Source organism: Sphingomonas sp. LaA6.9, assembly GCF_022601895.1.
Classification (GTDB): domain Bacteria; phylum Pseudomonadota; class Alphaproteobacteria; order Sphingomonadales; family Sphingomonadaceae; genus Sphingobium_A.
Map to the genome: position 1 here is coordinate 81,529 of NZ_JAKVIO010000004.1, position 26,312 is coordinate 107,840.

26 protein-coding genes are annotated in these 26,312 nt (G+C 66.2%); 10 read left to right on the forward strand and 16 right to left on the reverse strand.

Features of this window, described 5'->3' with window-relative positions; all coding sequences use genetic code 11:
• Positions 1-24: 24 nt before the first annotated feature.
• The gene (locus tag MKI88_RS03560; protein ID WP_241629580.1) at positions 25-1,122 is read right to left on the reverse strand and encodes a GNAT family N-acetyltransferase; all 1,098 of its coding nucleotides are present in this window, start codon (positions 1,120-1,122) and stop codon (positions 25-27) included.
• Between the two features lie 80 nt (positions 1,123-1,202).
• Between MKI88_RS03560 and MKI88_RS03565 the strand changes: the two genes are divergently transcribed.
• The 3 genes from MKI88_RS03565 (at position 1,203) to MKI88_RS03575 (ending at position 3,057) form a co-directional block, all read left to right on the forward strand.
• Positions 1,203-1,691 carry a DUF2721 domain-containing protein gene (locus MKI88_RS03565; RefSeq protein WP_241629653.1) on the forward strand — a complete coding sequence of 163 codons (489 nt, stop codon included), beginning with the start codon at positions 1,203-1,205 and terminating at the stop codon, positions 1,689-1,691.
• 74 nt (positions 1,692-1,765) lie between these two features.
• Entirely contained in the window at positions 1,766-2,461 is a 696-nt protein-coding gene (locus MKI88_RS03570; protein WP_241629581.1) for a hypothetical protein, read from the forward strand.
• Positions 2,458-3,057: a hypothetical protein gene (locus MKI88_RS03575; RefSeq protein ID WP_241629582.1), complete on the forward strand. Its 600-nt coding sequence runs from the start codon at positions 2,458-2,460 to the stop codon at positions 3,055-3,057. Before MKI88_RS03570 ends, MKI88_RS03575 begins: the two co-directional genes overlap by 4 nt.
• Positions 3,058-3,350: 293 nt before the next feature.
• Here the strand turns inward: MKI88_RS03575 and MKI88_RS03580 are convergent, their stop codons facing one another.
• A complete protein-coding gene (locus MKI88_RS03580) occupies positions 3,351-3,887 on the reverse strand; it encodes a hypothetical protein (RefSeq protein WP_241629583.1) in 537 nt (178 codons plus the stop codon).
• A 140-nt stretch (positions 3,888-4,027) separates the two neighbouring features.
• Here MKI88_RS03580 and MKI88_RS03585 point away from each other — a divergent pair, with 140 nt between their 5' ends.
• Complete coding sequence (locus MKI88_RS03585) at positions 4,028-5,302, forward strand: MFS transporter (RefSeq protein ID WP_241629584.1); 1,275 nt, start codon at positions 4,028-4,030, stop codon at positions 5,300-5,302.
• On the opposite strand, the gene MKI88_RS03590 is transcribed toward MKI88_RS03585, so the two are convergent.
• Positions 5,303-6,049, reverse strand: coding sequence for a hypothetical protein (locus MKI88_RS03590; protein WP_241629585.1), 747 nt, complete (start codon positions 6,047-6,049; stop codon positions 5,303-5,305).
• Positions 6,050-6,131: 82 nt separating this feature from the next.
• Entirely contained in the window at positions 6,132-6,833 is a 702-nt protein-coding gene (locus MKI88_RS03595) for a 2OG-Fe(II) oxygenase (RefSeq protein WP_241629586.1), read from the reverse strand.
• Positions 6,834-7,008: 175 nt separating this feature from the next.
• On the opposite strand from MKI88_RS03595, the gene MKI88_RS03600 reads away from it, so the two are divergent.
• Positions 7,009-9,396, forward strand: coding sequence for a penicillin acylase family protein (locus MKI88_RS03600; protein ID WP_241629587.1), 2,388 nt, complete (start codon positions 7,009-7,011; stop codon positions 9,394-9,396).
• 295 nt (positions 9,397-9,691) lie between these two features.
• Complete coding sequence (locus tag MKI88_RS03605) at positions 9,692-10,510, forward strand: hypothetical protein (RefSeq protein ID WP_241629588.1); 819 nt, start codon at positions 9,692-9,694, stop codon at positions 10,508-10,510.
• 9 nt (positions 10,511-10,519) lie between these two features.
• Here MKI88_RS03605 and MKI88_RS03610 read toward each other — a convergent pair whose 3' ends face one another.
• The 3 genes from MKI88_RS03610 to uvrB form a co-directional block, all read right to left on the reverse strand.
• Positions 10,520-10,669, reverse strand: coding sequence for a hypothetical protein (locus tag MKI88_RS03610; protein WP_241629589.1), 150 nt, complete (start codon positions 10,667-10,669; stop codon positions 10,520-10,522).
• Positions 10,670-10,834: 165 nt separating this feature from the next.
• Positions 10,835-11,905 (reverse strand): hypothetical protein, encoded by a 1,071-nt coding sequence (locus MKI88_RS03615; RefSeq protein WP_241629590.1) that lies wholly within the window; start codon positions 11,903-11,905, stop codon positions 10,835-10,837.
• Positions 11,902-14,085: an excinuclease ABC subunit UvrB gene (gene uvrB / locus MKI88_RS03620; RefSeq protein WP_241629591.1), complete on the reverse strand. Its 2,184-nt coding sequence runs from the start codon at positions 14,083-14,085 to the stop codon at positions 11,902-11,904. Before uvrB ends, MKI88_RS03615 begins: the two co-directional genes overlap by 4 nt.
• 74 nt (positions 14,086-14,159) lie before the next feature.
• On the opposite strand from uvrB, the gene MKI88_RS03625 reads away from it, so the two are divergent.
• The 3 genes from MKI88_RS03625 (at position 14,160) to MKI88_RS03635 (ending at position 16,529) form a co-directional block, all read left to right on the forward strand.
• Positions 14,160-14,675, forward strand: coding sequence for a DUF3617 domain-containing protein (locus MKI88_RS03625; RefSeq protein WP_241629592.1), 516 nt, complete (start codon positions 14,160-14,162; stop codon positions 14,673-14,675).
• Positions 14,676-14,711: 36 nt separating this feature from the next.
• Positions 14,712-15,104 carry a VOC family protein gene (locus MKI88_RS03630; RefSeq protein WP_241629593.1) on the forward strand — a complete coding sequence of 131 codons (393 nt, stop codon included), beginning with the start codon at positions 14,712-14,714 and terminating at the stop codon, positions 15,102-15,104.
• 90 nt (positions 15,105-15,194) lie between these two features.
• Complete coding sequence (locus MKI88_RS03635; protein WP_241629594.1) at positions 15,195-16,529, forward strand: amidohydrolase; 1,335 nt, start codon at positions 15,195-15,197, stop codon at positions 16,527-16,529.
• Positions 16,530-16,584: 55 nt separating this feature from the next.
• Here the strand turns inward: MKI88_RS03635 and MKI88_RS03640 are convergent, their stop codons facing one another.
• Positions 16,585-17,352, reverse strand: coding sequence for a YafY family protein (locus MKI88_RS03640; RefSeq protein ID WP_241629595.1), 768 nt, complete (start codon positions 17,350-17,352; stop codon positions 16,585-16,587).
• A 79-nt stretch (positions 17,353-17,431) separates the two neighbouring features.
• Here MKI88_RS03640 and MKI88_RS03645 point away from each other — a divergent pair, with 79 nt between their 5' ends.
• Positions 17,432-18,163 (forward strand): glutathione S-transferase family protein, encoded by a 732-nt coding sequence (locus MKI88_RS03645; protein WP_241629596.1) that lies wholly within the window; start codon positions 17,432-17,434, stop codon positions 18,161-18,163.
• On the opposite strand, the gene MKI88_RS03650 is transcribed toward MKI88_RS03645, so the two are convergent.
• The 8 genes from MKI88_RS03650 to MKI88_RS03685 all read right to left on the reverse strand — a co-directional run bounded on the left by MKI88_RS03650 (position 18,147) and on the right by MKI88_RS03685 (position 26,247).
• On the reverse strand, positions 18,147-19,277 hold the full coding sequence (locus MKI88_RS03650) for a PQQ-dependent sugar dehydrogenase (protein ID WP_241629597.1): 1,131 nt from the start codon (positions 19,275-19,277) through the stop codon (positions 18,147-18,149). The two genes, MKI88_RS03645 and MKI88_RS03650, sit on opposite strands and share 17 nt — an antisense overlap.
• Before the next feature lie 361 nt (positions 19,278-19,638).
• Positions 19,639-19,869 carry a ribbon-helix-helix domain-containing protein gene (locus tag MKI88_RS03655; RefSeq protein WP_241629598.1) on the reverse strand — a complete coding sequence of 77 codons (231 nt, stop codon included), beginning with the start codon at positions 19,867-19,869 and terminating at the stop codon, positions 19,639-19,641.
• Complete coding sequence (locus MKI88_RS03660) at positions 19,862-20,188, reverse strand: type II toxin-antitoxin system RelE/ParE family toxin (RefSeq protein ID WP_241629599.1); 327 nt, start codon at positions 20,186-20,188, stop codon at positions 19,862-19,864. The genes MKI88_RS03655 and MKI88_RS03660 overlap by 8 nt, the downstream gene beginning before the upstream one ends.
• A complete protein-coding gene (locus tag MKI88_RS03665; protein ID WP_241629654.1) occupies positions 20,185-20,424 on the reverse strand; it encodes a type II toxin-antitoxin system ParD family antitoxin in 240 nt (79 codons plus the stop codon). The genes MKI88_RS03660 and MKI88_RS03665 overlap by 4 nt, the downstream gene beginning before the upstream one ends.
• Before the next feature lie 52 nt (positions 20,425-20,476).
• Positions 20,477-21,199, reverse strand: a complete 723-nt coding sequence (gene phbB / locus MKI88_RS03670; RefSeq protein WP_241629600.1) for an acetoacetyl-CoA reductase — start codon at positions 21,197-21,199, stop codon at positions 20,477-20,479.
• 39 nt (positions 21,200-21,238) lie between these two features.
• Positions 21,239-22,246, reverse strand: a complete 1,008-nt coding sequence (gene hemH, locus MKI88_RS03675) for a ferrochelatase (protein ID WP_241629655.1) — start codon at positions 22,244-22,246, stop codon at positions 21,239-21,241.
• Positions 22,246-24,510, reverse strand: coding sequence for a molybdopterin cofactor-binding domain-containing protein (locus tag MKI88_RS03680; RefSeq protein ID WP_241629601.1), 2,265 nt, complete (start codon positions 24,508-24,510; stop codon positions 22,246-22,248). The genes hemH and MKI88_RS03680 overlap by 1 nt, the downstream gene beginning before the upstream one ends.
• Before the next feature lie 27 nt (positions 24,511-24,537).
• Positions 24,538-26,247, reverse strand: coding sequence for a class I adenylate-forming enzyme family protein (locus MKI88_RS03685; RefSeq protein ID WP_241629602.1), 1,710 nt, complete (start codon positions 26,245-26,247; stop codon positions 24,538-24,540).
• Positions 26,248-26,312: the final 65 nt, after the last annotated feature.

The following is a 26,312-nucleotide window of genomic DNA, read 5'->3' on the forward strand; positions in this document are numbered from 1 at the left end:
GTCACGCTTTCGCAAGCGGCGGCGCTATTGCCCCGTCACGCTCCAGAGCCGCCCGAAGACGCGCGCCAGCGTCGCTGGCAGGCCGGGCGCGGCGAAGAGCAGATCGACGATCTCGGGTCCCTGCTCGGCCCCGATCACGCGCTTGTAACCGCTGTCCCCGGCGCCCCAGTCCACCCGCCCTATCCCGTCCTCGGCCGCGCGGACGAGATTGCGGTAATAGAGCAGCTTCCCCGGACTGTGCTTCGAAAAGACGGGGTCGTAACTGTTGGCGATCGCGTATTTGATGCGCCGCTGGTTGAGATCGAAGGAAAAGGCCGCGGGCTTTCCCTCGACATAAAGGATAGCGGCCCACATGGCAGCGGCGATCTCGGGATCCTCAGCGGCGGCGCGCCAAAAGCCGCCATGACCGGCCTGCGTGAACTTTGCGTCCGCGCCGTCGGTGCGCTCTGCGATCCAGCTCTTCTCTTCTATCGCCGCGAGATCGTCGAAGACCTCGGGCGTCCAGTCGCTGCCGCTGACGAAGCGCCATTCGAGCGCGCCATGCGCGGCGAGATGCTTCTCGTGGAACCGGTTCTTGCGGAGCGTCGAATTGCGCGGCCAATTACCCTCGGCGCAGGCCGCGTCGATATCGAGCAGATAGCTCGTCGCGATGCGGCGCGAAAGCGCGCGCCATCCTGCTGCCTCGGCCACTGTGCGCAACCGCATCAGCGCGGGATCATCGGCATAGACGGGTCCGATACGGAGCAGGCGCGTGTCGCGCCCAAGCGCCTCGAGTGCGGCGCCAAGCTCGTCATCGCGCGCATCCTCGGCCAGCGGGAAGCTGCGAAAGGGCCAGTAGCAGCCGGGCAGCGCCGCAGCGCGCAGCCATGCCGGCCCCCTGGGCACCAGCGGTAGCGCGAGCGCCACGGCGCCATCGGCGCGTGTGACGCTGACCGTCCAGGCCTGGTTGGCGGCGCCATAATGCGCGAGTGCCGCGGCGAACCATCCGCGTCGCAGGAAGCGGTGGGTGTCGGGCGCTGCGGCGGCGGCTGCGTCGAGCGCGGGCGAAAGCCCGCATGTCCGCTCCACCACGCAAAGCGGCGCTGCGCCGGCAAGGGCGTCGGGCATGACGGGCCTGTTCATCGAACGCGCATGTAGCGTGATCGGGTTACCAAGCCGTGAGCCTCTTGACCCGCATGCCCGCGTCGCGTCATTTCAGGCGCATGGAAGCCGCGCCCGCCGTCACCACCATCGCACAAGCGATCCAGCTCTCGGTTGCACCGGTCTTCCTGCTCGCGGGGATTGGCGCAATCCTCAACCTGCTCGCCTCACGGCTGTCGCGCGTCATCGATCGCTCACGCGTGCTCGAAGTCCTCTATCCGCAGAGCACGGGCGTGGAGCATGAGCGTCACGTCTGGGAACTCAGGTTACTCGATCGGCGCATGATGCTGGTCAACGCTGCGATTTTCCTGATCGTGTCGAGCGCGATCGCGATCGCGCTGGTGGTCGCGGTGCTCTTCGTCGCCGAGCTGACGCATCTCAAGATCGGCAATATTGTCGCCATCGCCTTCATCCTGGCAATGCTGCTGTTCGTGTCGGGCCTGATCCTGTTCCTGATCGAGACGCGCGTCGCAATCCAGGCCTTCCGCATCCGCGAGGAACTGCTCGAACGCGGCACGCCATCGCCGAGCGCCAACCGCAAAATGTCTTGACGCGATCGCTGCTCCTGCCGCTTATCGGCTGACGTCGCCGTTCCATTGCGCGCGACGTTTACTGGGGGAAATCAATGTTGAAAGCCGTATTTGCGCTCGCGCTCGTCGCGATCGCCATGCCTGTCGACGCCAAGCAGCGTCGCGTTGTAGAGCCGTTGCCTGCCGAGATCGTAAACAACAACCATGTCGTCGCGGTCACGGTCTCGATCAGCCCGCTGGCGCAGGAAAAGTTCGTCAAGTTCGAGGAGAAGGCCGCCGAGAAGCGCGCCGCGGCCGGGCTGCAGCCGGTAACGCTGGAAACCACGTTCGACACGCGCCCGAACGAAGACGAATATGCCACGCTGCCCTTTCAGACGATGTTCCCGCTGGTCATGCAGGACGTGACGCGCGAATGGGGGCTGACGGGCGGACAACCGGTGAAGCTGGTGGTGACGATCGATACGCTCAAGACCGCGAGCGCTGCGATGGCGATCCTCGTTTCGGGAAGCTCGGACCAGCTTGCGGGCATCGTCGAGGTCGTCGATCCGGCAACGAATGCGAGCCTGGGGTCGTTCTATGTCGACGTCGTCAACAGCCATAGCGGCTGGGGCGGCATGCTGATGCGTGGCGGCGGCGTGCGCGAGAAGCTGGTCGAGGAGTTCGGCCTGGAAAGCGCGCGCATCCTAGCGGGCAGCACCAAGAAGGACCTGAAAGCACGGCAGAAGCAGCGTGAAAAGGCCGCAAAGGCGCGTGCCGAAGGGTCCGACACCACGGGCGCCGGCGGACAATGAGGGTCCGGGCATATGCGAGGGCGGCGATCGCCGCCCTCGCGCTTGCGGGCACGCAGGCCGGGGCGCGGATCGTCGATTATCGCATCGACCCGGCGACGCTGGAAAAGGCCGCGGCCGACCAGCTCGACGGCCCCATGTCGCCCGCACCCGCGCGCGGCTCGATCGAGCTGGCCTTTGCCGCGGGCGCCGACATCGATCATGTCACCATCTCGGCTGGCGTCGCCTGTTCGGCCTACAAGATCGAGAATCCCGTCACCGAGCTGCTGCCGACGCTGCTCGCGGCCTGGGACGCCGATGGAAGGCTGGGCGGCGACGGAGCGGCCACGCTGCGGCTGACCGGCGCCAGCTCGTTCAACCGCTGCGTCCAGCTCAAGGAGTTCGACGGCCGCTGCATCACGCGCGTCAAGCTGGCCGGATCGCTGACGGTGCCCGCCGATGGCGGTTCTGTACGGCAGATTCCCGTCGCCGCGACCGTCGAGCGATCGGGGAGTGTGGGTGCATTTTGCAGCAATCTCGCGCGCTTCGTCGGCATCGTCAGTCGCGAGGCGGGGATCGCGCTGATTGCCGATGCACGGGGCAAGCTCGAACTGCCATAGCGGCAGATATGAAAAGAGGCTGCCGGGCCCTGCGGCCCGGCAACCCCCTGACATGGTCAGCGGCCGGAAGTTCCAGCCCGGGAGACCATGATCGCGCTATTAGCGGCGCGTCTCCCGAACGGACTGAACCGACCTCATTGCTGAACCATGAGACATCGGATCACCTCCTTTCGCTATGTTGAAGCCCTTGGTGCCTTAGGCACGCATCATGTGTGAATCATCCCGAGTCGCGACACAAGACTTGTATATTTATTTTTTTCGGGCAATCATCGACAGCTCGTGCCCAGTCGGCCTCAGCCGCGGCAATCCTCCACAACACGCGCAAATTCGGCCCAGTTGGGAACCACCATATCTTGTGCCCCGTCGAGCTGGACGAGCACGCGTCCGCGGCTGAACGCGATCTTGTCCAGAAAGGGGTCCGAGGCGGCGATGCTCGCCACCAGCTGCGGCGGCGTGGCGCCCGCGTCGGTGGCCGCATAGCTCTGCTCGCCCTCGGTAGCACGCAGCGTCAGGCGCGACGGCTTCGCCGGATCGATCACGCCGGGACGCGCGAGCAGGATGCGCCGCTGGGCGCGATCACAGCGCACCGAGAGTTCCGCCCCCGCGCCGATGCGCCCGAAGGCGGCGGATGAACCGCCGGCACCGGGCAGATAGCTCCAGTCGCCCGCGGCGACGGGCCAGTCGCGCCAGTCGCTCGACAATGGCGCGGGTGCCGGGGGTGGAGGCGGTGCAACCGGAGCCGGGGGCGACGGAGGCGGTGCCTTGGGCGCAACGCACGCGGCGGGCAAAGCCATCAGACCCAGAACCGGAACGAGCATCGAACGACGCATGCTACCCCTCACCAACGAACCGAAAAAGTTGCGCAAGCATAAGGATGATCGTCCCCGGCACAAGCCGCGCCCGTCGCTGCCGTGCGCTTGCCGGTCGCGCATCTCTGTCTCATAAGGCCCGCAAACCAAGGGGGGAGCGAATGTCGATCGACGCCAAACGCCTGAAGTCGATCGTCGGCGGGTCGGCGGGCAATCTGGTCGAATGGTATGACTGGTACGCCTATGCCGCGCTCGCCATCTATTTCGCGCCCGTCTTCTTCCCCAAGGGCGATCCGACAGCACAGCTGCTGAGCACCGCCGCGATCTTCGCGGTAGGCTTCCTGATGCGCCCGATCGGCGCGTGGATCATGGGCATCTATGGCGACCGGCACGGCCGCAAGGCGGGGCTGGCGGTATCGGTGGGGCTGATGTGCGCGGGATCGCTGCTGATCGCGGTCGCGCCGACCTATGCGACCGCGGGAACATGGGCGCCCGCGATCCTCGTCGTCGCGCGCATGCTCCAGGGGCTGAGCGTGGGCGGCGAATATGGCGCAAGCGCGACCTATCTCTCCGAGATGGCGACGCGAGAGCGGCGCGGCTTCTGGTCTAGTTTCCAATATGTCACGCTGATCGCGGGCCAACTCGTCGCGCTGGGGGTCGTGCTCGTCCTCCAGATCTTTCTCAGCGAAGCCGAGCTCGAGGCGTGGGGCTGGCGCATCCCCTTCGCGATCGGCGCGGTGCTCGCGCTCGCGGTCTATGTGCTGCGGCGGCGGCTCGCCGAGACCGCATCGTTCGAGGCGATGAAGCCCGACCGGCGGGAATCGAGCGCGCGCAACCTGTGGCGCGACCATCCGCGCGAGTTCGTGCTGGTCGCCGCGATCACCGCGGGAGGCAGCCTCGCCTTCTACGCCTACACCACGTACCTCCAGAAGTTCCTCGTCAACACCAGCGGGTTCGACCGGCAGACCGCGACCGTGGTGATGACCGCGGCGCTGGTCGTGTTCATGCTCGCCCAGCCCGTCTGGGGACACATCGCGGACCGTTTCGGCAGGAAGCCATCTCTCCTCTTCTTCGGGATCGGCGGGATGCTCGTCTCGGTGCCCGTCTTCTCGGCGCTCGCGGTAGTGAGGACGCCGCTCGCCGCCTTTGGGCTGGTGCTGATCCCACTCCTCATCCTCGCCGCCTACACCTCGATCAGCGCGCTGGTGAAGGCCGAGCTCTTCCCCGCGCATATCCGCACATTGGGCGTCGCGCTGCCCTATGCGGTGGGCAATACGCTGTTCGGGGGCACCGCCGAATATGTCGCGCTGTGGTTCAAGGGCGCGGGGGTGGAGAGCGCCTTCTACTGGTATGTGACGGTCATCATCGGCGTCGCCACCGCCGCCTTCCTGATGCTGCCCGAGACCAAGCGGACGAGCCTGATCTACGAGGACTGATCAGCCCATCAGCGTGCGCGCGAACGCCCGCCAGGGTTCGCTATAGCCGATCGCGACCCTGAGCGGCTCCGAGACCAGCAGGAAACCACCGCCCCACAAGGTCGCCGGATGCAGCCGCCCGCGCGTCGTGAGGTCGTAGGCGACAAGCGCGGCGAGGAACAGGTTGATGAGGACAAGCGCCCCGAACGCGCCCGGCGGGATCGGAAAAGGCTGTGCCTGGTTGGCGATCCGCGCGAGCGCAGGGCCCAAAAGGCTCATCGTCGCAAGCAGCATCAGCCGCTTGTGATATTCGGGGCGCCGCCGCTGCGCCACGCCCGCCACCGCGAACAAGGCGAACAGGCCGGCCGCGACGAAGGGGAAGATCAGGAAGACATAAGGGTCCTCGAGCGTGCCCGCATTGGCGATCGTGTGGACGCGTCTTTCGCTGTGGATGGCGGTGTAAAGCCCCGAGACAAGGATGGCTGCCGCAAGCGCGACGCCCGCGGTGCCCGTCAGACGGTGAATGTCCGGTCTTCCCGCCGATATCAGCCCGGTCTGTGCGACAAGCAACAGCATCCATGCGGTGCTGAGCGCCGCGTGCACATGGATGCGCGGGGTGAGTATGGGGGTGGGCGCGTCGTTCAGGGCGACGAGATAATAGGTCGGCACGAAGCCGATAAACACCACGGCCGTCATGGCGAGCGCCATGCCCGTGAAGAAACGCCTGTCGTTCAGAACCCGCGTCCGCGGTGCGATGCTGGTCGCCATCGGTCCGCTCTCCCCATGTGAGCGCCGTGCCTTGTGCGAACGGCCATAGCATATCCGGGGGCCCGATGCTTGGACGAAAGCGTCAAAGCGCGTCGTGGAAGATGATCCCAAGCGTGAAGCGCTCGCCCGAACGCAACCGGCTCACTCCATGCCGCATCTGGACGCGGTGCCAGCCGCGGCTGCCCTGGACGGGACGCTCGCGCACAGGGAAGACGACGGCGTCGCCCTGACGCAGCGGCACGACCTCGGGGCGCGACTGCATGCGCGGGCGCTGTTCGGCCAGCACGAACTCGCCTCCCGTGAAATCCTCACCCGGACGCGAAAGCAGGATCGCGACCTGCAGCGGGAAGACATGCTCGCCATAGAGGTCCTGATGGAGCGCGTTCCAGTCGCCGGGGCCATAGCGCAGGATGAGCGGGGTCGGGCGAACCTGTCCCGCGGCGCGGCAGCGCTCCAGAAATGCGGCATGCTCCTCGGGATACTCCACGCCCGTCCCGAGGATCGCGGCCCAGCGATTGGCGATCCGGGCGAGCGGCGGATAGAGCGCGGCGCGCAGCGCGGCGACGGGATCAGGCAGCGGATAGCCGAAATAGCGATAGACGCCGCGGCCATAGCCGTGGCGCGCCATGTTGACCTCCGAGCGGAAGCGCTCGCGCGCGTCCCACAGCGCGCGCATTTCGGCGCAAGCGGCGGCGTCGAGCAGCCCGGACAGCAGCGCGCAGCCATGCGCATCAAGTTCTACGGCCTTTCCGGCCCAGTCGATAAGCGATCCGTCCTGTGTCATCACCCGTCCATGACAGAAGGCGACGGCCACGGCATCTCGCACCTTGCGCCCAAATTTCCGCCCATCGGCCAACGGTTTGCCCATAGCTTCAACCTATGGTCGCCCAATCGCTTGCGATACGGCATATCCGCGACCGCCGCGCTAGCCTGTGTCGTCCTAAACGGGAGATCTGCCAATGCTCAACCGCCGTGCATTCCTGCTTGGCTCGGCGGCGGCCGTGGCACTTTCGTCCAATTTGGCCGGCCATGCGCTGGGACAGATGCCGCCGTCCCGCACGCGGCAGCTTGGTGCCAGGGGCCTGTCGGCGCCGATCGAGATCATCGACGATCCCTATGGCGTGCCGCATATCCGCGCCCAGTCGATCCCCGACGCCTTTTTCGGCCAGGGCTATGTCGTCGCGCGCGACCGGTTGTTCCAGATCGACCTTGCACACCGGCGCGAGCTGGGGCGGATGGCGGAGGCGTTCGGGCCCGACTTCGCGGCGCATGACGAGACCGCGCGGCTGTTTCAATATCGCGGCGATATCGATACCGAGCTGGCGCGCGTGCCCGGAAACATTCTCGCGGCGGCGCGCGGCTATGTCGACGGCATCAATGCGCGCATCGATGAGGTGCTGGCCGACCCCACGCTGCTGCCGCTCGAATATGGCATATTGAACATCCGCCCGCTGAAATGGGACCTGCGCGATCTGGTGCTGGCGCGCGAGGCCTCGCTCGGCAATGTCGAGGACGAGATCCGGCGTGCGCGGCTCGCCGCGCTCGGATTGCTCGAGCTCGACGCGGTGATCGCGCCGCTTCGCCCCCAATGGACGCTGCGGACGCCCGAAGGCCTTGATGCGGCTGCGGTGTCCGAGGCGGATCTCGGCGTGCTCGACCTCGGCAGGCTGCCCTTCGACACGCTCAGACCGGCACCCGACCCCGCGGGCCCATCGACCGCCGCGCTCAACCGCGCCAATGCGGGCAGCAATGCGTGGACCGTGGGTCCTCAGCGCACCGCGACGGGTCGGCCGATCCTCACCAACGATCCGCATCTGGGCATTGGCGGCTTCGGCCCGCGCCATGTCGCGCACCTGACCGCGCCCGGACTCGACGTGATCGGCGGCGGTGCGCCCGGCCTGCCCGGGATCATGCAGGGGCACACCGATCGCTTCGCGTTCGGCCGCACCAATTTCCACATCGACCAGGAGGATCTGTTCGTCCTCGAACTGCATCCCGACGATCCCGAGCGCTATCGCCATGGCGGCGTCTGGAAGCGGTTCGAACGCGCCGAAATCTCGATCGCGATAAAGGGCGCGCCAACGAAAACCATCACCGCGCGCTATGCGGTGCAGGGGCCCGTAGTCTCGCACAACCCGGCAAAGCGCCGCGCGACCGTGATCGGCGCGATCGACCTCCAGCCGGGCGCTTGCGGCGCCTTCGCGATGATCGCGATCAACCTGTCGCGCGACTGGGAAAGCCTGAAGGACGCCTTCCGCTTCCATCCTTCGCCGACCAACTTCCACTACGCCGATGTCGACGGCAATCATGGCTGGCAGGTGATCGGCTTCGTGCCCGAGCGCCGCAAGGGCGACGGGCTGATGCCCGTGCCGGGCGACGGCCGTTATGACTGGACGGGCATGCGCAATTTTCGCGCGCTGCCGGGCGAGTATAACCCCGCCAAGGGCTGGTTCGCATCGGCCAACCAGAACAACCTGCCGCCCGACTGGCCGCGCGACCGCATCCCCGCCTTTTCGTTCCGCGATCCCTATCGCTACGAGCGCATCGCGCGGGTGCTTTCGGCGCAGCCCAAACACAGTGTGGCCGACAGCGTCGCGCTGATGCACGACACCTTGTCGGCGCCTGCGCAGCAACTGATCGCGGCGCTGCCCGCGCGCGGGTCGGCCGATGCCGAACGCGCGATCGCGATGCTCCGCGGCTGGGATGCGCGGCTGGAGCGCGACAGCGGACCCGCCGCGCTGTTCGAAATCGTCTGGCGCGAACTGGGCGACCGCATGCTGGCGCTGATTGTCCCGGAAAAGGCGCGCGAACTGGTGACGCAGATCGCGCCTTCGCTACTGCTCCAGCTGCTCGCGCGTCCCGACGCGCGGCTGGGCGCCGATCCGGCAGGCGCGCGCGACGCGCTGTTCGACGCGGCGCTCGCCGCGGGGTGGCGCACGGCGAGCGCGCGGCTCGGCGCAGATCCCGCGGCGTGGCGCTGGGGTACGCTGCACCAGCTGCGCATCGCGCATCCGCTGGCGAGCATTCCCGCGATCGCCAAGGCCTTTCCCGCGATCGAGGGCGAGGGATCGGGCGGCGATTCCTACACCGTCATGGCGCGCTGGGCGCGCGGTGCGCCGGGCTGGGCGGTCAGTGGCGGTGCGAGCTATCTGCAGGTGATCGATGTCGGCGCGTGGGACAATTCGCTGATGCTCAATCTGCCGGGCCAGTCGAACGACCCGCGCTCGCCGCATTATCGCGACCTCTATGGCCCGTGGAGCCGCGGCGAGATGCAGCCGATGCTGTTCAGCCGCGCCGCGGTCGACGCGCGCGCGGTGGGCCGCACGCTGCTCCAGCCGGCGGAGTAGCTTGCAAGCACGCGTCAGGCGCGAGTGCACACCGCGCCAAATTTCACAAAATTCACGCGCATGAGGAAAAATATGCACGCGCGGCCGGCGCCATCGATCGGGCTGGCCGATCGATGGCGGTGACGGGGACCTCGACGGTTCAAGGAGCCGCAATGGCCGGGCAAGCGTGACAGATCGGGGGCGTGTAGGACAGGCGCCTCGGGCGCCTCGTACCGGCCGCGTCACGACCCTACTTTTGGCGATCGGGCTTCTGTGATAGGAAACCGCGCATTGGCCGCATCTTGTGGGGGATGGCATGGCGACGCTTGCGGATTCCGATACCGGTACTGTGCGTAAAACGGGTCTGGCGGACCTGATCGATCGCTGGATCTATGTGTTCACCGCCGCGCTGTTCCTTGGCGCGGTGCTCGCGGGCTTCGTGCCCGCGTCGATCGGAAAGATCGAGGCCGTCCGCGCAGGGATGCGCGCGCCCTTCCCCGTGCTGCTCCATGTCCATGCGGTGCTGATGGGAAGCTGGATCCTGATGCTGCTGACGCAGACGGTGCTGATGGCGACGGGCAGGCGCACGGGGCATACGCAGCTCGGCATCACGGCCTTCATCATCGCGCCCGCGCTGGTGACGGTGGGCTTCTTCCTCGTGCCGACCATGGCGCTCCAGTTCGCGGACGGCATCCGCCATGCCCCGCCCGCGGTGGCGGCGGAGCTGAGGCCAGTCTTCCAGGGCTTCGTCGTCGACATCATGCTGGTCCAGATCAGGGTCGGCCTGCTGTTCGCGGCGCTGATCGCGCTGGCGCTGTGGGCGCGGCGCCGCGACGCGGGCCTGCACAAGCGGCTGATGATCCTCGGCACCGCGACCGCAATCCCCGCCGCGACCGACCGCATCCCCTGGCTGCCGACGACGCTCCCCGACAGCCCGCTGACCACCGACCTCTGGCCGCTGGCGCTGCTCGCGCCGATGTTCCTGTGGGACCTCTACCGCCTCCGCCGGATCCACAAGGCGTGGGTAATCTACCTGCTGTCCTGCCTTGCGCTGGCGGTGCCTATCCACCTGCTCTGGGACACGCCGCTGTGGCGCGAGACGGCGTTGCGGATATTGGGGGTTAGCGGGGTTTAGGGGCGCTGCTCAGACGGCACCCACCTTGCAGACGCCCGCGAAATATTTGAGCGCGGCGGTGGCGTAATAAAAGATCAGGCGGATATCGGCGGCGTCCTCATTGGCCTTCGTCGCGCGTTCTGCGCTCTGCGATGTCGGGGATGCGAGTCCCGGCCGCAACGTGCGGGGGCATCCTACCGCGATCGAAGGTGGCTTATAATCGGGGCAAGTCGGCAGGGGCACTCCCCACCATCGCGAAGCCCCTTACAGCCCACCTGCCCGATTTCCGCTGCGTGCCCGGCTGCACCCGATGCTGCATCTAGTCACTTCCGTTGGAAATCGGCCTCAATGCGCTGGCGCGGACTGTTTCGAAAGCGCATCGCAACGAAGGGCCAGTTTCTGGAGAATGTCGAAAGGAGGCGCGGATGCCATTTCGGCGCCATCGGCGCTGAACGCTGCCTGCGCTGCATCTCGCCCCAGTGTCGAGAGTGTATCGGCGTCGAGAGGTTTCTCTGTGGATGCAACGGATACTGCCTCTCCTCCGTCAAGTGGGGCCGCTCGGCGTTCGACACGTCGCGACTTCCCAAAAGCAATGACTTGATCTCCAATGGAAAGGTCCAATGCGGGCTCACCCTCTATCGTAAGCAGATCGGCTGTGAGCGTGTTGCTTCCGGCCTTGCATATAAGGGCAAGGCCACGGCGAGTTTCCCGATCTCCTAGGACCGCTGCACTTTCCTGCGGCATGTCCACCGCCATCCAACGGTATCGCGGCGCTTCGTCTTTGGCGTGTCCACCCAACAGATGTTGTCGCAGGTCTTCAGCGATGGCCCGAGTCGCGACGCTGTCCGCCTTGTCCGAAAGCTCATCGCGCTTGGCCTCGATAGCTTGCCTCAACGTACCGGGGGCGTTGTTTTGCTGAAGCTCGACATACGTCTCAACAGCCTCGACCCAAACGCCGCCCTCGGCCTCGACGTCCTCAACCGCCCTCGCCCACGGGTCCGTGATTTGCACCAAGCCCTCCGACGATCGCTTGAACATCGCCACAATCAGCCCATCGCGCGGGTAGAACATGCGAATACAAGCCCCAAGACCCGCTGAAAAATGCGATTGGCCGAGCGTCGTCGGCATCGAGGGAATCGGGTGACCATTCCATGCAAGCGCCCCGAATACACGCAGTGGCTCGCTCGGTTGCTTCCCCTTCAGCACCCTAATCGGGCTTAATGTGACCTTCTGATCTGGCCCTTCAATAGTGTCAGGCCCATCAACAATACGAGCGAGCACGATCAGGTCGGCTTCCTCGACAAGTTCGAAGTTTGTCGGAGTTCGATAGCCCTCGACCGCCGAACAGGCGTTCGCAGCCACTGATGATAGCACCGCCAATAGCCCGAAAATAACCAGCCCCCACGATTTCATCATCTCCCCCCAAATTTCCGCTGCGTCTTCCCGTAGCGCGTCTTGCGCGTTCCCGGCTTGCCCTCGTTGCTGCGGCCCATCGTCGGCGCCTTGTGCTCGGTGTCGGGCAGGCCAAGCTCCTCGCGTTCGAGCGCGCGGATCTCGTCGCGGAGCCTTCCGGCTTCCTCGAATTCGAGGTCGGCGGCGGCCTTGCGCATCCTGGCTTCGAGTTCCTCGATATAGGCGCGCAGATTGTGGCCGACCATGTGCGGCTTGTCGTCGTCGATCGGGACGGTGACCTGATCCTTCGACGCCACATGCGCGATGATGTCGCCGATATTCTTGCGCACGGTCTGCGGGGTGATGCCGTGTTCGGCATTATAGACGAGCTGCTTTTCGCGGCGGCGGTCGGTCTCGCGGATCGCGCGCTCCATGCTGCCGGTGATGCGATCGGCATAGAGGATCACGCGGCCGTCGACGTTGCGCGCGGCGCGGCCGATGGTCTGGATGAGCGAGGTTTCGGAACGCAGGAAACCCTCCTTGTCGGCGTCGAGGATCGCGACGAGGCCGCATTCGGGAATGTCGAGCCCCTCGCGCAGCAGGTTGATGCCGACGAGCACGTCATAGACGCCGAGCCTGAGGTCGCGGATCAGCTCGATGCGCTCGAGCGTCTCGACGTCGGAGTGCATGTAGCGGACCTTGATCCCCGCTTCGTGCATATATTCGGTCAGGTCCTCGGCCATGCGCTTGGTGAGCGTGGTGACGAGCGTGCGGTAGCCCGCCTTGGTCGTTTCGCGGCATTCGTTGATGAGGTCGTCGACCTGATCCTCGATCGGGCGGATGGTGACGGGCGGGTCGATCAGGCCGGTGGGGCGGATGACCTGTTCGCTGAACACGCCGCCGGTCTGCTCCATCTCCCATGAGCCCGGGGTCGCCGAGACATAGGTGGTCTGGGGGCGCATCGCATTCCACTCGTTGAAGCGCAGCGGGCGGTTGTCGATCGCCGAGGGCAGGCGGAAGCCATATTCGGCGAGCGTGAGTTTGCGCCGGTGATCGCCGCGCGACATGCCGTTGATCTGGCCGATGGTGACATGGCTTTCGTCGACGAAGAGCAGCGCGTTTTCGGGGAGATATTCGAACAGCGTCGGCGGCGGCTCGCCGGGGAGGCGGCCGGTGAGGAAGCGCGAATAATTCTCGATGCCCGCGCAACTGCCGGTGGCGGCGATCATCTCAAGGTCGAAATTGGTGCGCTGTTCGAGGCGCTGCGCTTCGAGCAGCTTGCCTTCGGCGACAAGCTCTTTCAGCCGCTCGGCGAGCTCGTGCTTGATCCCCTCCATCGCCTGTTTGAGCGTGGGGCCGGGGGTGACATAGTGCGAGTTCGCATAGACGCGGACATAGTCGAGGCTGGCGACCTTCTTGCCCGTCAGCGGATCGAACTCGGTGATCTCCTCGATCTCGTCGCCGAAAAAGGCGATGCGCCAGGCGGTGTCCTCATAGTGCGAGGGGAAGAGTTCGAGGCTGTCGCCGCGCACGCGGAAATTGCCGCGGACGAAGGCGGCGTCGTTGCGCTTGTATTGCAGCGCCACGAGCTTGCGGATGATCTCGCGCTGGTCGACGACCTGGCCTTTCTTGAGGTCGAAGATCATCGCCGAATAGGTCTCGACCGAGCCGATGCCGTAGAGGCACGAGACCGAGGCGACGATCAGCACGTCGTCGCGCTCGAGCAGCGCACGCGTCGCCGAGTGGCGCATCCGGTCGATCGCCTCGTTCACCGAGCTTTCCTTCTCGATATACGTGTCCGAGCGGGGGACATAGGCTTCGGGCTGGTAATAGTCGTAATAGCTGACGAAATATTCGACCGCGTTGTCGGGGAAGAAGTTCTTGAACTCGCCGTAAAGCTGAGCGGCGAGGATCTTGTTGGGGGCGAGGACGAGCGCGGGGCGCTGAAGCTTTTCGACGACCTTGGCCATGGTGAAGGTCTTGCCCGAGCCGGTGACGCCCAGCAGCACCTGATCGCGCTCGCCCGCCTCAGCCTGCTCGACGAGTTCGGCGATCGCGGTGGGCTGGTCGCCTGCGGGCTCGTAATCGGAGACGATCCGGAACGCCTTGCCACCCTCGGCCTTGGGCGGGCGCTCGGGGCGGTGGGGGACGAAGCTCTGCCCCGTCTCGGGCTCGTCGAGCGTGGTGCGAATCTGGATTGCCATGTTGTTCCGATATGGGTGATGCTTCGCGCGGCCGCAACGTAAGGCCGTCCAATCGACAGGAGAAGGGAATGCCGATGAAGCGCGTTGCACTGCTGACACTTTTCGTCCTCGCCGCGTGTAGCAAGTCGCCGGAGGAGAAGGCGAAGGACCCCGCGGCGATGCAGGCCGACATGAAGGAAGCCGCCAAGTTCATGGCGGGGCAATGGGACACGACGGTCGAGATCGTTTCCGCCGACATGCCCGGAATGCCCCCCGAAATGGCGAAGCAGATGACGGGGCGCACCAACACGATCAGCCACTGCATGACGCGGGAAGAGGCGGACAAAAACGCTGAGGAGATGTTCAAGAAGCAGGGCGACGGCAGTTGCACCTACAAGCGCTTTTCCATGGCGGGGGGCAGGATCGACGCGCTGATGGCGTGCACCGGCGGTCAGGGCGGGGGCACGTCCGAGATCGCGATGGCGGGCACCTATTCGGCGAGCGCCTATCAGATGGAAACCGAGATGAAGGTCTCCAACCCGCAAATGCCCCAGGCGCAGATGACGATGAAGGCAAAGACCACGGGCAAGCGCACGGGCGACTGCGCCTGACCGGTTTTTCAGGACGACCAGCGAGAGGATGAAATCATGATCGGCTATGCCACGGTTGGCACCAACAACCCCGAAAAGGCGCTCGCCTTTTACGACGCGCTGCTCGGCGATCTCGGCGCGAAGCGCGCGATGGAGTTCGAGCAGAACAACTTCACCATGTACGGCGTCGCCTTCGACAAGCCGATGCTCGCGGTGACGCGCCCCTATGACGGCAATCCTGCGACCGTCGGCAATGGCGGCATGGTCGCGCTGGTGGTCGACGAGCGCGCCAAGGTCGACAACCTCCACGCGCATGCGCTCGCACTGGGCGGGACGTGCGAGGGCCCTCCGGGCGTGCGCGGCGAGGAAGGCGATCAGGCCTTTTACGGCGCCTATTTCCGCGACCTCGACGGCAACAAGCTCTGCGCCTTCTGCGTCGGCCCGGCCTGACGCAAAATCCGGTTTGGCCTCAAACCGGGGCTGGACCCGGTCGCCGCAGCGGTTACAGTCTCCCACCAAATCCGAAGGGGGGAGACTGACATGCGCCTTGGTTATCTGTTGCTTGCCGCCGCCTGCGTTTCGGCGCCTGCGCTCGCGCAGCCCGACTATGCACCGGCCGTCGAGGCGGATTACAAGGCGTCGCTGGGCGCGCTGTTCGACTATTTTCACCGCAATCCCGAGCTCGGCTTCCTCGAGAGCAAGACCGCGGCGCGCATGGCCGCCGAGCTCAAAAAGGCGGGCGCGACGGTGACCGAGGGCATCGGCAAGACCGGCGTGGTCGCGGTGATGAAGAATGGCGACGGCCCGGTGGTGATGATCCGCGCCGATATGGACGGGCTGCCCGTCGAGGAGAAATCGGGGCTCGCCAACGCTTCGAAGGCGCGGCAGGTCAATCTAGCGGGCGAGGAGGTGCCGGTGATGCACGCGTGCGGGCATGACGTCCACATCACCTCGATGGTGGGCACCGCAAAGCGGCTCGCGGCGATGAAGGACCGCTGGAAGGGCACCGTCGTCTTCGTCGTCCAGCCCGCCGAGGAGCCGATCTCGGGCGCCAAGGCGATGATCGCCGACGGCATCTACACACGCTTCCCCAAGCCCGATTATGCGCTGGCGCTGCATGTCAGCTCGGGGCTCGGGACGGGAAAGGTCAGCGCATCCGAGGGCATCCAGTATTCCTCCGCTGACAGCCTCGAGATCCTTGTCCGGGGCGTCGGGACGCATGGCGCGTCACCGCATATGGGCAAGGATCCGGTCTATATCGGATCGCAGATCGTCGTCGCGCTGCAGTCGATCGTCAGCCGCGAGGTGATGCCGCTGTCGCCCGCGGTGATCACCGTCGGATCCTTCCATGCGGGCACGCGGCCCAATATCATCTCGGACCAGGCGAAGCTGGAGATCACGGTGCGCGCCAATGACGAGGAGACGCGTGCGCAGCTGATCAAGGCGGTCGAGCGCGTCGCCAGGGGCGTGGCGCGGACGCATGGGCTTCCCGAGGACAAGCTGCCCGAGGTCAGGCATGTCGAGGGCACGCCGACCACGATCAACGACGGCGCGCTCGCGCGCAGGCTCAACGCGGTGATGGTCGAGACACTCGGCAAGGACGGCTTCGAGCCCTTCGTCCAGGACGGCATGGGCGCGGAGGATTTCGCCTATTTCATCGAGAAGCAATATGGCGTGCCGGGCTATTATTTCGCGGTGGGCGGGACGCCGCAGGCGGCGTTCGATGCGGAGAAGGCGGGCGGCCCGCCCGTGCCGGGACACCATTCGCCGCTGTTCAGGATCGATCCCGAGCCCTCGGTGACGACGGGGACGGTCGCGATGACCGCGGCGGTGCTCGAACTGATGAAGCCGGGCGCGGCCGGGGAGACTGACTAGACGGCCACCGGGTACTCCGGCGAAGGCCGGAGCCCAGTGTGACCGGTTGCGATGCTCATGACTCCTGGACCTCGGCTTTCGCCGGGGTGCTCTGAAGCTGCCCCCATTCGCCCCCCTCCTCGCAGCCACGCATCTCGGCCTCCAGCTTGCGGCGCCATTTGGCGCGCAGGATCGTCGGGCGCTCGGGATAGCGTTCGTCGAGGAATTCGGCGCCGACGACGCGGTCGGCACGAAAGCTGCGGAAATCGGCGCGCAGCTCGCACCAGCCGATGATCGTGCGCGAGGTGTCGCGATAGCCGATCGTGACGGGCCAGATCACGCGCGAGGTCGCGCGCCCCTCGACATCGCGATAGTCGAGCGCGATCTTGCGCCCGCCATGGATATGCGCGCGCACCGCGGCCATGTCGATCATGTCGGTGGGTTCGTCCCAGAGCGGCGACACGCGCAGTGCGGGATCGTCGATATGCGGGCGCAGCGTCTCGGGCACGATCGCCTCGATCTTGGCGACAAGGTCACGCGCGGCACGCGCGAGCGCGGGATCACCGCGCCGCGCCACCCATTGCGCGCCGAGCACCGCGGCCTCGACCTCGTCCGAGGTCAGCATCAGAGGCGGCAGATCGAAGCCGCGTTCGAGGACATAGCCGATCCCCGCCTCGCCGCGCACGGGGACGCGCTGGCCGATCAGCGCGGCGATGTCGCGATAGACGCTGCGCTTCGAGGTCTCGAGCTCGAGCGCGATGCTGTCAGCGGTGACCGGCCCGCGCGCACGGCGCAGGATCTGCACGATCTGGAATAGGCGTTCGGCGCGTCTCATTGCGTTCATTGCTACCGCCATGCTGCTGACACCATGTTGGCAGCATAGTGGCAGTATAACCAGCCCTCAATGACGAGGGAGACGCGTAATGATCATCCTGTACGGTTGCGGCGAGAGTTTCGGACTTCCCCAGACGAGCGCCTATGTCACCAAGACCGAGGTGCAGCTGCTGATGGCGGGGTTGCCCTATGAAAAGCGCGCTGCACTCCCCGACGATTCGCCCAAGGGGCAGATCCCCTTCATCGACGATGGCGGCACGGTCGTCGCCGATTCGACCTTCATCCGCGAATGGCTCGAGGCGCGGCACGGGATCGACCTCGATGTCGGCCTGAACGTCGCCGAGCGCGCACAGGCCTGGGCGATCGAGCGGATGATCGAGAACCAGCTTGGCTGGGTGGCGGCGTGGGGCCGTTTCATGATTCCCGAGAATTTCGAGAAGGGGCCCGCACACTGGTTCGATTTCCTCCCGCAAGAGGACGCCGCGCTGTGCCGCGAGCGGATGATCGAGGCGGTCGACGGCAATCTCCACGCGGTCGGGATCAGCCGCCACGCGCCCAACGAGATCACATGGCTCGGCGCGCGCTCCATCGCCGCGCTGTCGACGCTGCTCGGGGCGAAGCGCTACCTGATGGCGGATCACCCGACGAGCGTCGACGCGATCGGCTTTGCGATGCTCGCGGGGATCCTTACGCCGTTCTTCGACACGCCGCTGCGCGATCTGACGCTGGGTTATCCCAACCTCGTTGCCTATGTCGACCGGATGATGGCGCGCTACTATCCCGACCACCCTTGGCAGGCGTCGCTCAGCGTCGCGGCGTGAGCTTCAACAGCCGTCCGCCCTCGCCATCCTCGAGCAGCCAAACCGCGCCGTCGGGCCCCTGCGCCACGGCGCGGATGCGGTTGCCCATCTCGAAGCGCTCGGCCTCCTTGGCCTTTTCGCCGTCGAAGCTGATCCGCACGAGCGCCTCGGAAGAAAGTCCGCCCGCAAGTGCGCTCCCCTTCCACTGCGGGAACACATCGCCCGAGTAGAAGATCAGGCTTGAGGGCGAGATGACCGGCGTCCACCAGACCGCGGGCGCCGCGAATTCGGGGCGCGTGTCATGATCGGGGATCGGCTTCCCGTCATAATGATCGCCATTGGAGACGATGGGATAGCCGTAATTGGCGCGCGGTTTGACGAGGTTGAGCTCGTCGCCGCCCTTGGGCCCCATCTCGATATCCCAGAGCTTGCCGCTGGCATCGAAGGCGAGACCGAGCGGATTGCGATGGCCGAGCGACCAGATCTGCGCAGTGACGCCGCCCTGCGCCGCGAAGGGATTGTCGTCGGGCACGCTGCCATCATCGTTGAGGCGAAGCACCTTGCCCAGATTGGCCTTCATATCCTGTGCGGGATCGAATTTCTGCCGCTCTCCTGAGGAGATGAAGAGGTGCCCGTCGGGCGCGAAGACGATGCGGTGGCCATAATGGCCCTGCCCCGAAACCTTGGGTGACTGGCGCCAGATTACCTGAAGCCCCTCGATCTTTGCGCCGACCGCGTCGGTGACCAGCCGCGCGCGCGCAACCGCCGCGCCACGCGTGTCGCCGTTGCCCGGCTCGGCATAGCTCAGATAGATCAGCCCGTTCTCGGCGAACTTGGGGTGGAGCACGACATCGCCGAGCCCGCCCTGCCCGCCATAGGCGACCGCGGGGACTCCCGTGACATCGATCGTCGCGCCGTTGATGGTGTAGAGCTTCAGCTTGCCCGACTTCTCGGTGACAAGCATCTGCCGGCCATTGGGGAGGAAGGCCATGGCCCAGGGCTCGTTGAACTTCGCAATCTCGGCCGCCTCGAAGGGCTTGCCCCCCGCGCTCGTTGTCTGCGCATTCGAGCCGTTGCTCGCCGAGCAGGCGGCGAAGAGGGAGAGAAAGGCAAGCGAGACGGCGGTGCGGATCATGGGGAAGCTCCGGCTGAAATTGCGTTGGCGATTCAATAGCTCATTTGACGCGCGGTTCCAGCGGGATCACGAGCACGTGTTTGGAGCGGCCGCTTGCGCCGGCAAAGGAGAAGCTTGCTTTGTCGTCACCCCGGGCTTGACCCGGGGTCCCGCTTTTTGGGTCAGGCCAGCAAGGCGAACATATCCTGCCGGTCGGGATTGCCGCGTTCGATCAGGTCGAACTTCCAGCGACGATGCCAGTGCTTGAGACGTTTTTCTCGCGCTTTATCACCGATGGACGTGAAAAGCGGGCCCCCGGGCCAAGCCCGGGGTGACGAGGGTGCGAAACGGTAGCTAACTACGACATATCAGACGTAGCGACCTAACCCCGCTGCGCGAACAGCCAGAGGCGGATCGCGCTTGCCAGATTGGGCGGATCGTCGGCGGCGATGCGCTCGACGTCGATGCGCGCGATCAGCGCGTTGACGGGAAGTTCGAGCCGGCCCGCCTCCTGACGCAGCGCGTCCCAGAAGGCGGGCTCGAGGCTGATCGAGGTCTGGTGCCCCGCGATCGTCACCGATCGCTTGACGGGGCCGCTATACAGATCAGCCATCGGATTCCTGCATCCATTGGGGGATATCGCGCTGCGCGTGGAGAACGCGCCAAATGTCGATGCGATCGTCGAGATCGACATAGAAGACGAGAAAGAGATAGCGGTTCAATCGCCGGTGACGAAGGCCCGGCAGATTGAGTTCATGGCCGTAAACGGGCGATCCGATCGCCGGCGTGCGGGCGATCGCCAGCAACGCGACTTCCAGCGAATCTACGAAGCCAAGCGCTACTGCATCCCCCGCCTCGCGACGATAATGGTCGATGGCTTGCTCGACATCGCGTGCTGCCGCGCCACGGATGACCAGCGGCTTCGCCGTCATCCTGTGGCGCGGTCGCGAATCCCGGCGCGCAAGCCAGCGAAGTAGTCCGCATCGGCATGCGCCTCCGCCGGCGACATCGCGCCAGCAAGCAACAGGCCGCGCAGATGTTCGCGGTCCTGATCCTTGCGGATCAGCTCACGTACATATTCGCTGCTCGTGCCATAGCCGCGGCTCGACACCTGCCGGTCGACGAAGGATTTGAGCGATTCGGGCAGCGAGATGTTCATCGTGCTCATGGCCACAACATAGGCGCCATGGCAAAATTTGGCAACGCGCTGCCGCCCCTGCTCAATACATATGCTGCCCGCCGTTGATCGACAGCGTCGATCCGGTGACGAAGCCCCCTTCTTCACAACAGAGAAACGCGACGCCGCGCGCGATTTCCTCGGCGTGACCGAGGCGGCCGACGGGGATCTTGGCGACGATCTTGCTCAGCACCTCGGCGGGAACCGCGGCGACCATGTCGGTGTCGATATAGCCCGGCGCGATCGCGTTGACCGTGACGCCGAACTTCGCGCCTTCCTGCGCGAGCGCCTTGGTGAAACCGTGGATGCCCGATTTGGCGGCGGCATAGTTGACCTGGCCGTACTGCCCCGCCTGCCCGTTGATCGAGCCGATATTGACGATGCGGCCCCAGCCGCGATCGCGCATCCCGGGGAAGGTCGCCTTGGCCATGTTGAAGCAACCGCCCAGATTGGTGTCGATCACTTCCTTCCACGCCTCATAGCTCATCTTGAGCAGCGTGCCGTCGCGGGTGATGCCCGCATTGTTGACGACGACGTCGACGGGGCCGAGATCGGCCTCCACCGCCTTCACGCCGTCGAGGCATGCCTGATGATCGGCGACGTCCCATTTATAGGCGCGGATGCCCGTGCGCTCAGTGAACTCGCGCGCGCGATCGTCATTGCCCGCATAGGTGGCGGCGACGTTCATGCCCAGATCCTTGAGCGCGAGGCTGATCGCCTCTCCGATGCCGCGGGTTCCGCCGGTGACGATCGCTGTTCTGGTCATGGCACTCGCTCTCCCAGTCAAAGGTTTTGCAACGCGAGCCTATGCGGCCTCGATCCAGCCCGCAAGCTCGCGTGCGAGCAATTGCCTAAGCATTGTTACGGATTCGGGACTGGCGTTGAGGCAGGGCAGATACGCGAAATGCGTGCCCCCCGCGGCCGCGAACGCCTCGCGTCCGCGGATAGCGAGTTCCTCCAATGTTTCGAGGCAGTCGGCGGAAAAGCCGGGGGCGAGGATCGCGACCTTCTTTACGCCCTTGCCCGGCAGCGCTTCGAGCACCGCGTCGGTCGCGGGTTCGAGCCACCGGGCGCGACCGAAACGCGACTGGAAGGTCACTTCGAGCGGCCGGCCGAGCGCCTCGGCGAGCAGCCGCGCGGTCTTCTGGCAGTGGCAATGATAGGGATCGCCGAGATGCAGCGTGCGTTCGGGCATGCCGTGGAAGCTCGCGATGAGCGTATCAGGCGCGAAGTCGAGCGCGGCGAGGCTGGCCTCCACCGACGCCTTGAGCGCCGCGATATAGGCGGGGTCGTCGTGATAGGGCGGCAGCGTGCGCAGCGCCGGCTGCCAGCGCATGGCGGCAAGCGCCGCAAAGGCGCTGTCGTTGGCGGTCGCGGTCGTGGCCGCACAATATTGCGGATAGAGCGGCGCGATCAGGATGCGCTCGCAGCCTGCGGCCTTCATCGCAGCCAGACGGTCTGCAATCGCGGGATTGCCGTAACGCATCGCCCAGTCGACGGTGACGCCGGGGCCGAAGGCGCCGCGCAATGCATCGGCCTGTGCGCGCGTGAAAGCGGCGAGCGGCGAGCCATTCTCGCTCCAGACCTGGGCATAGGCATGCGCCGACTTTTTCGGCCGCGTGTTGAGGATGATTCCGCGCAATATGGGCTGCCAGACGATTTGCGGGATTTCGACCACGCGCGGATCGGAGAGGAATTCCTTCAGATAGCGGCGCACCGCGCGCGGATCAGGCGCGTCGGGCGTGCCGAGATTGACGAGCAGAACCCCGATCCGGGGCGTCGGCGTTTCCGGATGGTCTTGCGGGCGCGGCATCATATCGCCCCCGGCGCGAGCGGAAGCGAACGCAGGCGCTGGCCATTGGCCGCCGCGATCGCATTGGCGATGGCGGGTCCGATCGGCGGCACCGCGATCTCGCTGACCCCGCCCGAAGGCGCCTGGCTGCGCACCAGCTCGATGCCGATCCTCGGCGAGCTGGCGAGCTGCGGAAATTCGAGCTGCGCGAAGTTGCGGGGCACGACCATCCCGTCCCTGACCTCGATGGGCGCGCCCGTCGCTGCGGCGATGCCGTAGAGAATTCCGCCTTCGATCTGCTGGCGGACAAGATCGGGATTGATCACCCGCCCGCAATCGACGACAGCGACGACGCTGTCCACGACCGCCTTCTGGTTGCCGTCGACATGCGCTTCGGCGACCAGTGCGACATGGCTGCCCGCCATCGAATGGCAGGCGATGCCCTGCCCGCTGCCCTGCACGCCGCCCTGCCATCCGGCAAGTGCCGCCACGGTCGCAAGGCAGTGCGCGAGGCGCGGGTTCTGGCCCAGCAGCTGCATCCGGAAGGACAGCGGCTCGATCCCCGAAGCAAGCGCCAGCTCGTCGATGAAGCATTCGGTGAAGAAGGCGGTGTAGCTGTGCGCGCCCGAACGCCAGTGCCCCGTCGGCATGTCGATCTCTACCGGATGATGGTCGATCGCGAAGGCGGGGATGCCATAGGGCGGCAGCGCGCCCGCGACCGCATTCTCGTCGGCCGATCCCGGATCGGGGAGGAAGGCGCGCGCGGTTCCGCTAGCACCAAGCATGCGATGCGCCTGTTCGATCGCGGTGGAGGGCGCCGCGATCTTGGCGAGCCAGCCCTCGACCAGCCCGGTCGGCCCGAGCCTGGCGCTCATCCGCGCAAAGGCGGGCGGGCGGAAGCGATCGTGCATCAGATCCTCGGCGCGCGACCAGGTGAGCTGGACGGGCCGGTTCATCTTCGCCGCGAGGATCGCGACCTGTCCCGCAATGTCGTTTTCGAGGCGGTGGCCGAAGCCGCCGCCGCCGAGCACGGGATGGATGACCACCGCGCTTTCATCCATGCCGAGCGCGCGCGCGGCCGCGGTGCGCGCGAGTGCCGGGGTCTGCGACGCGATCCAGAGTTCGAGCGTGCCGCGCCGCAGCCGCGCGGTGGCCGACATCGTTTCCATCGGCGCGTGCGCGGCGAGCCCGACCGAATAGTCGGCGGTGCGTATGGCCTGCCCGCGATAGACCTGCGCCAGATCGCCCTGCTTCGCGATGCGGACGCCATCGCCGTCCATCGCCTTCTGCAACGCCTCGGTGATCCACGCGGTCGAAGCACGCTGCCCCGATCGGGCGAAGCGCGGCTTCATCGCGTCGAGCGCGCGGTTGGCCGCCCACCAGTTGGTCGCGATCGCGGCGACCCAGCTCGGCGTATCGACGACGCCGAGCACGCCGGGCTGTGCCTCGGCGGCCTTGCGATCATAGCCGATCAGCCGCGCATCGCCCAAAGGACCCTGCCGGATCGCGGCATAGGCCATGTCGGGCAGCCGGACATCGGCCGCGAAGGTCGCGGTGCCGTCGATCTTCGAGGGCACATCGAGGCGCGGGAGCGAGCGTGCCACGAGGCGGTTCTCACGCCCCGTGCGCAGCGGCACGGGGTCGGGCACCTTGAAGTCGAGCGCTTCCTCGGCCAGCTCGCCGAAGCGCAGCCGTTCCTCGCCGCGCACGACGAAACCCTCGGCGGTGTCGCAGGCGAGCCAGTCGGCGTCCCAGCGGCGCGCGGCCGCCTTGCACAGCAGCACGCGCGCGGCGGCGCCCGCCTCGCGCAGAGGTTGCTCGAAGGCGCGCACCGAGCTCGAAAAGCCAGTGACCATCAGCGCCTCGCGCGTCGCGAATTCCTGCACGGCCCAGCGCGCGATCCCCGAAAGCAATCCCATCGCCTGCCCCCCGACCGCGTCGCCCGCGAGCAGACGGTTGGCATAGACGGGGCTGATCGGCGCGGCCTCGACGCCGATGGTGCGCCAGTCGGCGCCAAGCTCGTCGGCGAGGATCTGGGGCAAGGCGGTGTAGACGCCCTGCCCGAATTCGCCCTGCGGCACCGCGACGGTCACGCGGCCATCGGCACCGATCTTGAGGAAGGCGTTGAAGATTGTCTCGCCGGGATTGGCGACGAGATTGGGGGCATAGCCGCGCGGCCAGACCGCCCAGCCGATCAGCAGGCCCGCACCGACGCCGCCCCCCACCAGAATCTGCCTGCGGCTGAGCCCCCCGCCGCGTGCCTTCAGCTCATCCCATAGCGCCATATCCGCCTGATAGGCGGGGCTTCGATTTCAGTCCACCGCCTCGAACTGTGCGAGCGCGCGATATTTGGCGCGCAGCGATACCTTGTCGATTTTCTCGGTGCCGAGGCGCGGCAACGGTTCGGGGACGAACCAGACGCGGCACGGCAGCTTGAAGGCGGCCAGCCGCTCGGCGAGGAACTCGAGGAGCTGCGCGATTTCGAGCGCGTCGCCCTTGTGGAGATGCACGACCGCGCCGGGCACCTCGCCCAGACGATCATCGGGAAGCCCGAAGACCGCGCTCTCGGCGACCGCGGGATGCTCGTAGATCGCGGCCTCGACCTCCTGGCACGAGATGTTCTCGCCGCCGCGGATGATGATGTCCTTCTTGCGATCGACGATGAAGAGATAGCCATCCTCGTCGAGATAGCCGATGTCGCCGGAGCGGAAATAACCGTCGGCGGTCATGCACGCGCGGGTCGCGTCCTCGTTGTTCCAGTAGCCGAGGAAATTGCAGATCGTGCGGATCGAGACCTCGCCGCGTTCGCCCTGCGGCACGGGCTTGCCGGCGTCGTCAAGGATCGCAAGGTCGACGAGCGGCTTGGCCGCGGGGCCCGTGCTGTTGGGCTTGGCGATATAATTCTCGTTGAGGTTGCCGCAGCCCACCGCATTGGTTTCGGTCAGCCCATAGCCGAGAATGGGCTTTGCGCCCCCCATCTCGTCCTTCAGGCGCTTCACATGCTCGGGCGGGCGCGGCGCGCCGCCGGCGGCGAAATGGGCGACGGTCGAGAGATCATATTTATGCCGGTTGGGGTGCATCATGATCTCGTAGCTCATCAGCGGCACGCCGACGAAATAGGTAGCCTTTTCGCGCTCCATCAGCTGCATCGCTTCCTCGGCATCCCATTTGGACATCATGACGAGCTTGCGGCCGATCGCGAAACTCTGGAGCATCACGGGAATTTCGGCGGTGACGTGGAACAGCGGCACGTTGAGGAGCGTGCAGGGCTGGGTCGTCAGCGCAAGGCCCTCCTGCGTCGCAAGGTCGAGCAGCGCCAGCGTGCTGATCAGATAGTTGAAGGTGCCCTGTATGACGCCACGATGGTCCGAATAGGCACCCTTGGACTGACCCGTAGACCCCGAGGTGAACAGGATCGTGGCGAGGTCGTCGCCGGTGAGCTGGGGAAGGGCGGTTGCATCGCTGCCGCCACTGGCAACGATAGGCGCGATCGCCTGCGCAATGGGGAGCGCAACGTCGAGCCCGACCACGCTTGCGCCATGTTCGGGATGCTCGGCAAGCCGCTGCACGCGCGCCGCATCGGCGATGACAAGCCGGGTGCCGGTGTCGCGGATGCCGTCGGCGAGCTCGTTGCCCTGCCACCAGGCATTGAGCAGCGTCGCGACGCCACCCGCCATCAGCACGCCCATATAGGTGACGATCCACGCCGGCGCGTTGCGCATCGCGATCCCGACCCGGTCGCCGCGCTTGACGCCATGGCCATCGACGAGCGCGGCCGCGACCTGCTTCGCGGCGGCATAGGTCTCAGCGAAGCTCAACCGCTCGTCGCCCGAAACGAGAAAGGTCGTATCGCCGTGCTGCGCGCAGAAATGCGCAAAATACCAGGAGAGTGCGGGTGGCGCGGCCGCTATCATCGGAAGCTCGACACCATAGCGCTCGATGGTCGTGAGCGGCAGCGGCCCGCCGGGTCCCGTAACCTTCGCGATCGCTTCTTCGATACGCAGATCGAGCGCGCTCGGCATGGGTTCCTCTCCTCTCTTGGTCTTGTCGGTTTCCGACTATATGAAGGCCCAAATCATCAGGGGTA